The sequence below is a fragment of the Microbispora sp. KK1-11 genome, assembly GCF_006874435.1.
Lineage (GTDB): Bacteria > Actinomycetota > Actinomycetes > Streptosporangiales > Streptosporangiaceae > Microbispora > Microbispora catharanthi.
Genome location: NZ_VIRJ01000040.1, coordinates 20,595 through 33,327, shown reverse-complemented (window position 1 = coordinate 33,327; position 12,733 = coordinate 20,595). Strand labels below are relative to the sequence as shown.

General features: G+C 74.1%; 12 protein-coding genes. 11 read left to right on the top strand and 1 reads right to left on the bottom strand.

The features are described 5' to 3' along the window. The first annotated feature begins 29 nt into the window (after window positions 1-29). The gene (locus tag FLW16_RS37965) at window positions 30-392 is read left to right on the top strand and encodes a DUF2203 domain-containing protein (RefSeq protein ID WP_142565815.1); all 363 of its coding nucleotides are present in this window, start codon (window positions 30-32) and stop codon (window positions 390-392) included. Window positions 393-762: 370 nt separating this feature from the next. Here FLW16_RS37965 and FLW16_RS37960 read toward each other — a convergent pair whose 3' ends face one another. Further along, window positions 763-1,638 (bottom strand): sirohydrochlorin chelatase, encoded by an 876-nt coding sequence (locus FLW16_RS37960; RefSeq protein ID WP_185949772.1) that lies wholly within the window; start codon window positions 1,636-1,638, stop codon window positions 763-765. A gap of 213 nt (window positions 1,639-1,851) precedes the next feature. On the opposite strand from FLW16_RS37960, the gene FLW16_RS37955 reads away from it, so the two are divergent. From FLW16_RS37955 to FLW16_RS37910, 10 genes are all read left to right on the top strand, one after another. Beyond that, window positions 1,852-2,895 (top strand): LacI family DNA-binding transcriptional regulator, encoded by a 1,044-nt coding sequence (locus tag FLW16_RS37955; RefSeq protein ID WP_142565813.1) that lies wholly within the window; start codon window positions 1,852-1,854, stop codon window positions 2,893-2,895. Continuing rightward, complete coding sequence (locus tag FLW16_RS37950; RefSeq protein ID WP_142565811.1) at window positions 2,892-3,797, top strand: carbohydrate ABC transporter permease; 906 nt, start codon at window positions 2,892-2,894, stop codon at window positions 3,795-3,797. The genes FLW16_RS37955 and FLW16_RS37950 overlap by 4 nt, the downstream gene beginning before the upstream one ends. A gap of 1 nt (window position 3,798) precedes the next feature. Then, window positions 3,799-4,617 (top strand): carbohydrate ABC transporter permease, encoded by an 819-nt coding sequence (locus FLW16_RS37945; RefSeq protein WP_142565809.1) that lies wholly within the window; start codon window positions 3,799-3,801, stop codon window positions 4,615-4,617. Window positions 4,618-4,725: 108 nt separating this feature from the next. Further along, the gene (locus FLW16_RS37940) at window positions 4,726-6,033 is read left to right on the top strand and encodes a sugar ABC transporter substrate-binding protein (protein ID WP_142565807.1); all 1,308 of its coding nucleotides are present in this window, start codon (window positions 4,726-4,728) and stop codon (window positions 6,031-6,033) included. Further along, on the top strand, window positions 6,030-6,992 hold the full coding sequence (locus FLW16_RS37935) for an ADP-ribosylglycohydrolase family protein (protein ID WP_142565805.1): 963 nt from the start codon (window positions 6,030-6,032) through the stop codon (window positions 6,990-6,992). The genes FLW16_RS37940 and FLW16_RS37935 overlap by 4 nt, the downstream gene beginning before the upstream one ends. Before the next feature lie 6 nt (window positions 6,993-6,998). Then, complete coding sequence (locus tag FLW16_RS37930; protein WP_142565803.1) at window positions 6,999-8,054, top strand: ADP-ribosylglycohydrolase family protein; 1,056 nt, start codon at window positions 6,999-7,001, stop codon at window positions 8,052-8,054. After that, a complete protein-coding gene (locus FLW16_RS37925; protein ID WP_260616041.1) occupies window positions 8,051-9,277 on the top strand; it encodes an ADP-ribosylglycohydrolase family protein in 1,227 nt (408 codons plus the stop codon). The genes FLW16_RS37930 and FLW16_RS37925 overlap by 4 nt, the downstream gene beginning before the upstream one ends. Beyond that, window positions 9,274-10,626 carry an ADP-ribosylglycohydrolase family protein gene (locus FLW16_RS37920; RefSeq protein WP_142565801.1) on the top strand — a complete coding sequence of 451 codons (1,353 nt, stop codon included), beginning with the start codon at window positions 9,274-9,276 and terminating at the stop codon, window positions 10,624-10,626. The genes FLW16_RS37925 and FLW16_RS37920 overlap by 4 nt, the downstream gene beginning before the upstream one ends. Continuing rightward, on the top strand, window positions 10,623-11,504 hold the full coding sequence (locus FLW16_RS37915) for a ribokinase (RefSeq protein WP_142565798.1): 882 nt from the start codon (window positions 10,623-10,625) through the stop codon (window positions 11,502-11,504). Before FLW16_RS37920 ends, FLW16_RS37915 begins: the two co-directional genes overlap by 4 nt. Continuing rightward, window positions 11,501-12,670: a CaiB/BaiF CoA-transferase family protein gene (locus tag FLW16_RS37910; protein WP_142565796.1), complete on the top strand. Its 1,170-nt coding sequence runs from the start codon at window positions 11,501-11,503 to the stop codon at window positions 12,668-12,670. The genes FLW16_RS37915 and FLW16_RS37910 overlap by 4 nt, the downstream gene beginning before the upstream one ends. Window positions 12,671-12,733: the final 63 nt, after the last annotated feature.

Here is a 12,733-nt window from a genome sequence, read left to right as displayed (position 1 = left end):
GCGCGGGCCGATGCGGTAGCGTCCGGAGGGTGGCGAGGATCTTCACGGTCGACGAGGCCAGGTCGCTGATGCCGGCGGTGCTGGAGCACGCCCGCGCGTTCGTCGTCGTACGCGCCGACCTGGCCGAGCTCACCCACGACCTGCGGCACGCGGGCGCCTCACCCCTCGGCGGCCTGCCGGAGGCCAAGGGCCTGGAGGCGCGGATGGACGAGATCCTGAGCTGGTTCGACGCCGAGGACATCGAGATCAAGGGCGTCGCCCCGCTGCTCGTCGACTTCCCCGCCGTGCTCGGCGAGGTGTCCGTACGGCTGTGCTGGCTGGAGGGGGAGACCGCCCTCGGCTGGTATCACCGCAGCGACCTCGGCTTCCCCGGCCGCCGCCCTCTTTCCTGACGACGCGGCCACGGCCGCGCCTGCCCTGACCTCGGCCGCGCCGATCTGGCCGGGCCGCTGCGCGACGCCCTCCTCGCCTGCCGCATGGATCTGTCCCTGCTGCGCGCCCGGCCCTCCGTCCGGCTTTCCGTCCGCGAGCTGCTGGGCCCGGCGACGCTCGCGTACCTCGACGCCGGAGACTTCGCCCCCGCCCACACCGGCGTCCGGGTCGAACGTCTGCCGGCGGGCCATCCGGACGTCGGCGGCCTGGTGGACTCCGTGGACGGGCAGGACGCCGAGGAGAGCGCGACGCGTCGCCAGGGCCCTCGGGTTCCGGGAGGCCGGCGCCCAGATCAGCCTTCTCGTGCGGCGCTGACCGCCGGCACCGCTCTCACTCGGACAGGTCGTCGAAGCCGTCGAAACCGCCGAAGGCGGCGCCGTACCGCACGCACACCATGCGGGCCACGGACTCGTGCGCGCCGAGGGGCTCGGCGCACCCGGCGCCGATCGACTCGGCGGCCGTCGTGATCCCCCCGAGGTCGGCCTCGGGGCCGATGACGTACGGCACCATGGCCAGCCGGTTGGCACCGATGTTGCGCAGGCGTTCGGCGGCGTCGCGCACGCTGGGCTGGCCGTCCAGCGCGGCGGGGACGACGGGGAGCGTCAGGCGGGCGGCCAGCAGGACGGCGGTCGCGTCGGCGCCGCGGGCGGCCTCGTCGCCCCCGGCGGTCGCGACGATGATCCCGTCGACCGGCGACGAGACGTTGAAAAGGCGCATGCGGTCGGCGCGGGCCAGGCCCGCCTCGGCCAGGCGCACGTGCAGGGCCTCGGCCAGCAGCGGATGGGGGCCGAGCGGCTCGGTGATCCGCACTGCGGCCTCGCTCTGCGTCACGGCGTCCCGTACGGCGCGCAGGACGCGCGGATGGGGCCCGGTGACGAGGGGGACGACCACCGCGGCCGGTCCGTCCGCGGGCCGCTGGGCGGCGATGGACGCGAACTCCTTGGTGAGGTCGGCGCCGCCGTCGGCCAGCGAGACGATGCGAAGGTCGATCTGCGGGTTGTCGAGCCTGACGATGGAGGCGACCTCCATGGCCACGTCGCCGCTCGGGCCCACCGGGTCCCCGGCCTTGCCCGGCACCGCCAGGACCAGGGCGGGCGCGTCGGGCGGCAGGTCGGCGGGGAGCGGCCGTCGGTGGCGGCCGGTTCCGGGCCGAGGAGAGCGCTCTCTGGTGGGGAGCTTCGGCGGGTCCTCGTGACCTTCGTTCACATCGGCGGATTCTAGGGCGAATCTGGTCTCAGAGCAGAACCAACGCGCGGCTTGTTGCGGCTTGGTGATCTAGGCGGTTTATGTGTTCGTTACTTGACGCTCCCCAAGGGACCCGCTTTGATATGGACTCATCCGGCCGTAAACGTTTACAGACCGCTGTGCGTTACCGGCTGGTAAACGATTACAGGACACTCTCTTCCAAGTGAGGTGCCGTTGACCGAGGGTCCCACGATCACCACGATCGCGCAACGCGCCGGTGTGTCGATCGCCTCGGTGTCACGGGTGCTCAACGGGCTGCCGACGCGCGAGGACACCGTGCAGCGCGTCATGCGCGCGGCCGACGAACTCGGCTACGTCCCCAATTCGGTCGCCCGCTCGCTCCGCAACCGCCGCACCGACCAGATCGCCTTCGCCATGGCCGACATCGGCAACCCGGTCTACGTGGCGATGGTGCGCGAGATCCAGCCGCTGCTGAAGGAGGCCGGCTACCGGCTCCTGATCCACTCCACGGACGGCGAGGCAGAGGACGAGCTCGGCGTGCTGCGCGGGCTGCGCGAGCGTTACGTGGACGGTCTCATCATCAGCCCGCTGCGCGGCGTCACCGAGGAGCACGTCGAGGCCATCGTCGCCGCGCGGGCGCCCGTCGTCGTCATCGGCTCTCTGCCCGAGGACATGCCGGAGGGCGCGCTGGTGGACAACGTGCGGACCGACTCGAGAACCGGCGTACGGCTCGCGCTGGATCACCTGCACGCCATCGGCAGGCGGCGCATCGGCTTCCTCAACGGCCCGCTCGACACCGTTCCCGGCGCCGCCCGCGCCGCCGCGTACCGGGAGGCGCTGGAGGCGCTGGACCTGCCGTACGACGAGGACCTCGTCGAGGTGGGCGACTTCTACCGCGACAGCGGCGCGCGCGCCGCGCGGGCGCTGCTGTCGCGCGTGCCCGGTGTGGACGCGCTGATGTGCGCCAACGACCTCATCGCGCTGGGCGCGCTCGACGTGCTGCGCGAGCAGGGCAGGGACGTCCCCGGCGATGTGGCGGTGGTCGGCATGGACGACACCGACCTCGCCTCGGTGACCTGGCCGACGCTGACCAGCGTCTCGCTCGGGTCGGCCGAGCGCGGCCGGGCGGCGGCCGGGCTGCTGCTCGACCGGCTGCAGAACGGCCCGCGCGAGCCGCGGGTGGCGGTCGTGCGGCCGAGCCTCACGATCCGCGGCTCGACCACCCTTCCCGAGGCGTCGCCGGGAGGTGCCCGGTGACCGCGCTCGCCGAGCGGCGGTACGGCCGCGCCGGAGGCGGGCCGCGGCGCGGGCCGCGGTCCGGGGGCGGCCTCGCGCTGCTGCTCCCCGCGCTCGTGCCGGTGCTGATCTTCAGCGTGGGCCCGCTGGTCTACGGCATCCTGCTGGCCTTCACCGACGCGCGGTCCGGCCGCAACACCGAGACCTCGTTCGTGGGCCTGGAGAACTTCGCCGAGCTGCTGTCGGACGGCGACTTCTGGGAGTCGTTCCGGATCGGCATGATCTGGGGCCTGTCGGTGACCGTGCTGCAGTTCCTCGCCTCGCTGGGGCTCGCGCTGCTGCTGAACCAGGACCTGCGCCTGCGCGGCGTGGCCCGGGTGCTGGCGGTCGTGCCGTGGGCCATGCCGCCGGTGGTGGTCGGCCTGATGTGGCGGCTGGTCTATCACCCGGACGCGGGCCTGCTCAACGGCCTGTTCGGCTCGAACGTCGACTGGCTGCACGACTTCTCCCTCGCGTTGCCCGCGGTCATCGTCGTCGGGGTCTGGACCGGCATGCCGCAGACGACGGTCGTGCTGCTCGCCGGCCTGCAGAGCGTGCCGAGGGAGCTGTACGAGGCGGTCAGCGTGGACGGCGCGGGCCCCTGGCGGCGGTTCTGGAACGTCACGCTGCCGCAGCTGCGGCCCGTCATCGTGGCCATCACCTCGCTCGACTTCGTGTGGAACATCAACCAGTTCAGCCTGGTCTACGTGCTCACCCAGGGCGGGCCGGGCGGGCGGACGAGGCTGCCCATGCTGTTCGCGTACGAGGAGGCGTTCCGGTACGGCTTCTTCGGGTACGCCGCGACGCTCGGCGTGGCGATCACGATCGTCGTGCTGGTCGTGCTGGGCCTGTACCTGTGGCGGCAGGCGCGGGAGGGAGACTGACATGACCCGCGCGCTGAAGTACCTCGCTCTGCTGGGGTACGTCGTGTTCCTGGCGTTCCCGCTGCTGTGGCTGCTGTCCACGGCGCTGAAGACGCCGCAGGAGATGGCGGCTCTCGACCCCACGTGGATCCCGCGGCATCCCACGCTGGCCAACTTCGCCGACGCCTTCGCGGAGCAGGACCTGGTCGGCGCCGGGCTGCGCAGCCTCGTCGTCGCGGTCGCCACCGCCCTGATCACGGTGGCGCTCGCGCTGCCCGCGGCGTACGCGCTGGCCCGGTTCCGCGGCGTCGCCGGGAAGATCGCGATCGGCTGGGTGCTGGTCAGCCAGGTCTTCCCGGTCGTCCTGATCATCATCCCGCTGTTCATGGTGCTGCGGCGGCTGGAACTGGTGAACACCCTCGCCGGGCTCACGGTCGTGCACGTCACGTTCGTCCTGCCGTTCGCGCTGTGGATGCTGCGCGGATACGTGCGGGCGGTGCCGCGCGAGCTGGAGGAGGCGGCGGCCGTGGACGGCGCGGGCCGGCTGCGCGCACTGGCCGCCGTCGTCGCGCCGCTGCTCGCGCCCGGCGTGGTCGCGACGCTGCTGTTCAGCTTCATCTCGTCCTGGAACGAGTTCATGTTCGCCCTCGTGATCCTCAAGGATCCCGAGGTGGAGACCCTTCCGCTGACGCTGGTGCGCTTCGTCGGCCCGGAGGGGGTCGCCCGGCTCGGCCCGCTGGCGGCGGCGTCGCTGCTCGCGACCGTGCCGAGCCTCGTCTTCTTCGCCATCATCCAGCGGCGCCTGCGGTCCGGCCTGATGGCCGGGGCCGTCAAGGGCTGATCCGCATGGCGACACCTGATAGGAGGTCTCAATGAGCGAGCGTAGCGAGCGAATCGGGAAACACTGCGATCGACGAATGTCGCTCCGAGCCGAAGGCGAGGAGGCGGCATGAAGAGATTGAGTGCCGCACTGGCCGTGGCGGCGGTCGCGCTCGCCGCCGGATGCGGGAGCGGCGGAGGTGACGGCGGCGGCGACGCCGCGTCCGGGGAGCCGGTGAAGCTGCGCTTCCTCAGCCTGGCCTGGCAGAAGGAGTCGATCGAGGCCAACAAGCAGATCGTCGCCGACTGGAACGCGGCCAACCCGAAGATCCAGGTCGAGTACGTCCAGGGGAGCTGGGACAACGTCAACGACCAGCTCGTGACGTCGTTCGAGGCCGGCGACCCGCCGGACGTCATCCACGACGACTCCCCGGCGCTGTCGAGCTTCGCCTCGCGGGGCTTCCTGCTCGACCTCACCGGCAAGGTCCCCGCCGAGCTGAAGAGCGACATCCCGCAGGCCGCGTGGGACACGGTCACCTTCTCGGACGGCAAGAGCGGCCAGGGCGTGTACGGCGTGCCGTTCCTGCAGGAGTCGCAGGTGCTCATCGCCAACAAGAAGCTGCTCGACGACGCCGGCGTGCGCGTGCCCACCCCCGACTCCCCGTGGACGTGGGACGAGTTCGCCGACGTGGCCAAGAAGCTCACCAAGAAGGGCGCGTACGGCGTGGCCTGGCCGATGAAGTCGCCGGTCAACAAGATGCTGAACCTGGCGCTCAACTTCGGCGGCACCTTCTTCGACACCCAGAACGGCAAGACCACGGTGAAGGTCGGGCCGCAGGAGCGCGAGGTGCTCCAGCGCGTCCACGACCAGCTCTACACCGACAAGTCGGCCGACCCGTCCGCGCTCGGCATGGGCACCGCCGACCCGCTGCCGGGCTTCTTCGCCGGCAAGTACGCGATCGTCCCGGCCGGGGTCTACCTGCGTCAGCAGGTCGCCGAGCAGGCGCCGAGCGGGTTCGAGTGGGTCACGCTGCCCCCGCTGAAGGGACAGACCTCCCAGCAGGGCGCGGTCTCCCAGACGCTGTCGGTCGCGGCCGACAGCAAGCACCCCGACGAGGCGCTGAAGTTCATCGCCTACTTCCTGAACGGCCCGAACCAGGCGAAACTGGCCAAGGGTGACTGGCTGCTGCCCACCAGCACGACCGCCGCGAAGGACCCCGCGCTCACCACGAAGGAGAACGGGTGGGACGTCGCCACCGCCTCGGCGAAGGACCTCGTCGTCGCGCCGTTCCTCAAGGTGAACGGGTTCGACGAGTGGAAGAGCAAGGTGGCCACGCCGGCGATGCAGGAGTACTTCGCCGACAAGATCAGCCTGGACGAGCTGGCCAAGCGGCTCGTCGAGGAGGGGAACAAGGTGCTGGAGCGGTACAGCCGTTGATCTCCGTACGCGACCGCGCCCGGGGCTGCCTGCTCGGCCTCGCCGCCGGCGACGCCCTGGGCGCCCCCGCGGAGAACCTCACTCCGGAGGAGATCGCCGCCCGGTGGGGCGTGCTCACCGAGATCGAGCGCGGCGGCACCGACGACACCGAGTACACGATCTTCGCCGCCACCGTGCTCCTGCGCCACGGCCACGCGCTCACCTCCGAGGACGTGGCACGGGCCTGGCGCGAGGAGATCGTGGCGCGGCTCGACGGGCCGATGCGCGGCGCCGGGTTCTCCGAGCTCGGCACCGTCGAGGCCCTGCGCCGCGGCCTGGAGCCGCCGCTGACCGGCCGGTGGCACGCCCACGGCTGGTCCGACGGCCTGGCCATGCGGGCCGCGCCGTACGGGATCTTCGCGGCGGGCGACCCGGACGAGGCGGCGCGGCTGGCGGAGGCCGACGGGCGGGTGAGCCACACTGGCGAGGGGATACTCGGCGGCCGGGCGGTGGCCGCGGCGGTCGCGGTCGCGATGACCGGCGCCCCGCCCGCCGAGGTGGCCGGGGCGGCGCTGCGGGCGGTCCCGGAGGACTCCTGGACGGCCCGCAACCTCCGCGCCGCGCTCGACGTCGCCGCCCGCACGCCCCGTCCCCTCCTGGGACGTGCGCTACACGACACGGTCGTGGTCAAGCACTACCCGTGGACGGACCTGGCGCCCGAGGCGGTCGCCCTCGCGTTCGCCGCCTACGTGGCGGGCGGCGGGGAGGTCGAGGCGTCGGTTGTCACGGCGGCCAACCTCGGCAGGGACGCCGACACCACCGCCGCCGTCGCCGGGGCTCTCGCGGGGGCGGGCCGGGGCGAGGCGGCGGTGCCCGCGCGCTGGGCCGAGCGCATCGGCCCGGTGGCGGGCCGGTGCCTGCCCGTGGTCGCCGGACGGGACGTCCGCGACGTCGCCGACGAGATCGTGAAAGGACTGTAGGACCACATGCCATCGGGGGACAGGCGGGACGGGCGGGACCGGCTCGATCGTGTGCGCGGGGCCTTCGCCGGGCTCGCCGCGGGCGACGCGGCCGGGTGGCCGGCCGTCCGGCACCGGTCCACGCTGCTGGCCGGCTGGAGCAGGCGGCTTCACCGGGAACTCGACGCGTTCGCCGAGGAGCATCAGGTCACCACGCTGCCGGTGCCGTTCGCGCTGAACCAGCCGGTGGCGCCGCTGGCGGCCGGCCCGTCGGACGACGCCGAGTGGCTGGCCTGGACGGCCCTGAGCATCCGGGAGGACCGCGCGGAGGCGTTCGGCCGGCTCGCGGGCCGCGACGACGTCCGGGCGCGCATCTCGGTGTGGGCGGCGCTCGACAACCTGGCGGCGGGCAAGCGCCCGCCCGCCAGCGGGCATGACAACCCCCACCACTTCGACGACGCCGCGGCCGTGCGGGCCGTCGCCTTCGGCGCGGCCGGGCTGGACCCGCTGGAGGACGCGTGCGTCACCAACGCGGAGGACGGCGTGCTCGGCGCGGTCGCGATGGCCCGGGCGGTGGCGGCGCTGACGGAGGGCGCCGCGATGGCCGACGCGGTGGAGGCGGCGCTCGGCGCGCTGCCGCCGGACACGGCCATCGGGCACGCGGCGCGCGAGGCGCTCACGGCGGCGCGGGCGGCAGGCTCGCCCTTCGCCGCCGTCCCGGCGCTGGACGCCGCCGTGCTCGACCACGTCTACAGCTACGGCGTGGCCGCCGCGCAGACGGTGCCGATCGCGCTGGCCCTCGCGGAGGCCGCCGTCTCCTCCGCCGGAGGGACGCGCGGTATGGAGGAGTTCGGTGTGAAGGAGTTCGGCGCGGAGGCGTTCGGTGCGGGCGTCTCGGCGGCGGCCTGCCTCGCGCCGGTCGCCGACTCCGCGCCCGCGCTCACGGGTGCGCTGCTCGGCTGCGCCGCGGGGTACGACGCGCTGCCCGCCGCCTGGCGCGAGCGGGTCCGCACCCTGGCCGGTTGCTGCCTGCCGGAGCTCGCGGGAACCGACCTGCTGGACATCGCCGGGCGACTCGCATGACGCCCGTCACGCGTACGGACAAGGGGGAGGACTGGATGACGCCGCAGGAGGACCTGCCGGATGATGACCTGCTGGCCGATCGCGCCGTGGGGTGTGTGGCGGGCGCCGCGGTGGGTGACGCGCTCGGCGGGGCCACCGAGGGGTGGACGCCCGAGCAGATCCAGGAGCGCTACGGAGGCCGTGTCCGCGGCGTCGTCCCTCCCTTCAACGAGGACTGGCGCAACGCCCGCCCGATCGCGCCGTACCACAAGGGAGACGGCCACGTCACCGACGACACGTTGATGACGCACGCCCTCATCCGGGTGTACGAGCGGGTCGGCGCCCACCTCGACGCCTACGCCGCCGCCGAGCATCTGGTCCCCGAGATGATGGGGGAGAAGCGGTGGATCCCCGAGCTGGAGGCCGAGGCGCTGCCGCTCCACCGGGTGTTCCTCGCGGAGAAGTGGCTCGTGCTGCGGCTGCACTACGGCCACGCCGACCCTCGCGAGGCGGGCGTGGGCAACATCGTCAACTGCGGCGCCGCGATGTACATGGCCCCGGTCGGCGTCGTCAACGCCGGCGACCCCGACGGCGCGTACGCCGAGGCGATCGACCTGGCCGGGGCGCACCAGTCGAGCTACGGCCGCGAGGCGGCGGGGGTGCTCGCGGCGGCGGTCGCCGAGGCGATGCGGCCGGGGGCGACGCCCGACTCGGTCGTCGCCGCCTGCCTGCGGCTCGCCCGCGACGGCACCCGGTCCGCCATCGACGCCGTGTGCTCGGTCGCCCGGGGCCTCGGCCACTGGGAGGGCTCGTTCGAGGCCCTGCGGGCGGCGATCAGGCCGTACGACACGGTGGCCGACACCTACCGCGACCAGGGTCTCGGGGCGCGGCGGCCGAGCCGGGTGCACAGCATCGAGGAGCTGCCGCTCGCGCTCGCGTTCCTGGTGATGGCCAAGGGCGACTACCGCGAGACCGTGCTCGGCGGCGTCAACTACGGGCGCGACGCCGACTCGATCGCCTCGATGGGCGGCGCCGTCGCCGGGGCGCTCGGCGGGCGGGCCGCCGTCCCCGCCGACTGGCTGGAGCAGGTGGCGACGGCCAGCCGTACGGACCTGGTCGGGCCGGGGCTGGCGCTCGCGGCCGTGGCGCGGCGGGTGCACCGGGCCGACCGGGAGCGCCGCCGCGCGCACGAGGCCGCCTTCGACGCCCTGCTCGGGTCGCGCGGGGAGGGGGACGCGCGATGATCCGGCTGACCTGGGTGCAGCCGGAGGACCTCGTCGGCCACGAGCTGCGGCAGGCGGCCGAGGACGGACGTGGGGCGCTCCCCGAGGTGGCGGCCATCGGCGACCGCTGGCACGCCGCGGGGGGACACGACGCCCCGCCCCGGGCGGGCGCCTCCCCGGGGCCCGCCCCCGCAGAGCTGCGCACGCTGGCGGGGGAACTGCTCGACGAACTCGCGGCGATCCCCTCGCCGCTGCCCGAGCCGTCGGGGTTCGAGGAGATCGTCGCGAGCTGCCCGGACTGGCCCGCCTCCTGCCCGCCCGCCCGGCCCGAGCCCGGGCGGGTCCGGGCCGCGTGGTGGGGGAGGGCCGCCGGATGCCTGCTCGGCAAGCCGGTGGAGAAGATCCCCCGCGAGGGGATCAGGGCCATCGCCGAGGCGACCGGCAACTGGCCGATCCGCGGCTGGTTCACCGCGAAGGGGCTGCCGCCGGAGATCGCGGAGCGGTGGCCGTGGAACCGCCGCAGCGCGGCCACCAGCCTCGCCGAGAACATCGACGGCGTGCCCGAGGACGACGACCTCAACTACGCGCTGCTCGCGCTCGCCGTGCTCGAACGGCACGGACCGGACTTCACGACCGAGGACGTGGCGCGGACCTGGCTCGACGCGCTGCCCGCCGGGCGGGTCTTCACCGCCGAGCGGGCGGCCTACCGCAACCTGCTCGCGGGTCTCGAACCCCCCGCGACCGCCGTCCATCGCAACCCGTTCCGCGAGTGGATCGGCGCGCTGATCAGGGCTGACGTGTACGGCTGGGCCAATCCGGGCGACCCGGCGACGGCCGCGGCATGGGCGTGGCGGGACGCCCGGCTCAGCCACACGGCCAACGGGATCTACGGCGCGATGTTCGCCGCCGCGATGTGCGCGCAGGCGCTCGTGGCCGGGGGCGTGGGCGAGGTGATCGAGGCCGGGCTGTCGGTCGTGCCGTCCGGCTCGCGGCTGGCCGAAGCCGTACGGCAGGCCGTCGCGGACGCCGCGGCCGAGCCGGACTTCGAGCGGGTCGCCGACCGGCTGTACGCGCGGCACGGGCACCTCCACTGGGTGCACACGGTCAACAACGCGGCGCTGCTGGCGGCGGCCCTCGTCCACGGCGCCGGGGACTTCGCCGCGACCGTCGGCGCTGCCGTGGCCGGCGGCTGGGACACCGACTCGGCCGCCGCCACGGCCGGGTCGATCGCCGGGGCGCTGGCGGGCGGCGTCCCCGAGCGGTGGACGACCCGGGACCGGCTGGCCAGCAGCCTGCCCGGCTTCGACGGCGTCTCGATCGAGTCGCTCGCCGCCCGCACGCTCGCGCTTGGTGAGGGGGACCGACGGTGATCTCGGTGTTCGGCAGCGCCAACATGGACCTGGTGGCGTACGTCGCCCAGGCTCCCAAGCCGGGGGAGACCATCACGGGCCGGGAGTTCCGCACGATTCCCGGCGGCAAGGGGGCCAACCAGGCGATCGCCGCGGCCCGCGCGGGGGCGGAGGTGGCCTTCCTCGGGGCGGTGGGGGACGACGCGTTCGGGCCGGTGCTGCGCGCCGCGCTCGCCGAGGCGGGCGTGGAGGTGGCCGGGCTGCGGGTCGTGCCCGGCGCTTCGGGCGTCGCCCACATCGTCGTGCAGGACGGCGGCGACAACTCGATCATCGTGGTGCCCGGCGCGAACGGCGCGGTCACCGGGCCCGCCGGGCGGGACGCGGAGATCATCGGCCGGTCCGACGCGCTGCTGCTGCAACTGGAGCTGCCGATGGACGCCGTGGTCGCCGCGGCTCACGTTCCCGGCGCTGAGGTGATCCTGACCCCGGCCCCGGCGGTGCCGCTGCCCGCCGAGCTGCTGGAGGCCGTCGACCTCATCGTGCCAAACGAGCACGAGGCGGCGGCCCTCACCGGCCGTGACGATCCCCGGGACGCGCTGGAGGCGCTGCTCGACCTCGTCCCCGAGGTCGTCGTCACCCTGGGCGCCCGGGGCGCCCTGTACGGCTCGCGCGACGGCACCCGCCTGCGTGAGGCCGCCGTACCGGTGCGGGCGGTGGACACCACGGCGGCGGGGGACACGTTCGCGGGGGCGCTGGCCGTGGCCAGGACCGAGGGGGCCGACCCGGCGCGGGCGCTGCGCTTCGCCTCGGCCGCGGCGGCGCTGTCGGTGCAGCGGGAGGGCGCCAGCACCTCCATGCCGCACCGCCACGAGATCGACCGTCTTCTGGAGGGACTGTGAGCACAGGCGGGCCGCTGGAGGGGGTCCGCGTCATCGACGCGGCCACACTGTTCGCCGGGCCGACCGCGGCGATGCTGCTCGGCGACTACGGCGCGGACGTCGTCAAGGTGGAGCACCCGCGCAGGCCGGACCCCTCGCGCGGGCACGGGCCCGAGGGGCTCTGGTGGAAGATGCTCGGCCGCAACAAGCGGACGATGACGCTCGACCTGTCCGCCGCGGAGGGCCAGGACCTGATGGTCCGGCTCGTCGAGGACGCCGACGTGCTCATCGAGAACTTCCGTCCCGGCACGCTCGAGCGCTGGAACCTGTCCTGGGACCGGCTCAGCGAGGTCAACCCCGACCTGGTGCTCGCCCGGGTCACCGGGTTCGGCCAGTTCGGCCCGTACGCGCGGCGGCCCGGCTTCGGCACCCTCGCCGAGGCGATGAGCGGGTTCGCCGCGATGACGGGGGAGCCCGGCGGGCCGCCCACGCTGCCGCCGTTCGGGCTCGCGGACGGCATCTGCGCGCTGGCCACCGCGTTCGCCGTGATGACGGCCCTGCGGTCGGGGCGCGGGCAGGTCGTCGACCTGTCGATCATCGAGCCGATCCTGACGGTGCTCGGCGCCCAGCCGACCATCTACGACCGGCTCGGCGTCGTGCCCCCGCGTACGGGCAACCGCTCGGTCAACAACGCGCCGCGCAACACCTACAGGTGCCGAGACGGCTCCTGGGTCGCGGTCTCCACCTCGGCGCAGAGCATCGCGGAACGGGTGATGCGCCTGGTCGGACGGCCCGACCTGGTGGACGAGCCGTGGTTCGCCACCGGCGCGGGCCGGGTGGCGCACGCGGACGAGCTCGACGCGGCCGTGGCGGCGTGGGTCGGCGAGCGGACCCGGGAGGAGGTGCTGCGGGCGTTCGAGGAGGCGGAGGCCGCGGTGGCGCCGATCTACGACGTGCGCGACGTGCTGGCCGACCCGCAGCTGGCGGCGCTCGACGCCGTGACCACCGTGGAGGACCCCGAGCTCGGCCCGCTGCGGATGCAGAACGTGATGTTCCGGCTGTCGGAGACTCCGGGACGGATCCGGTGGACCGGCCGTCCGCACGGCGCCGACACCGACGAGATCCTGCACGGCCTCGGCCTGACCGGCGCGGAGATCGAGGCGCTGCGGGCCAAGGGCGTGGTGTGACATGTCACAAGGTGATCGGGCATGAGTGGAGATCTTCCGGAAAGGGGCACGGAGGATTCGCGA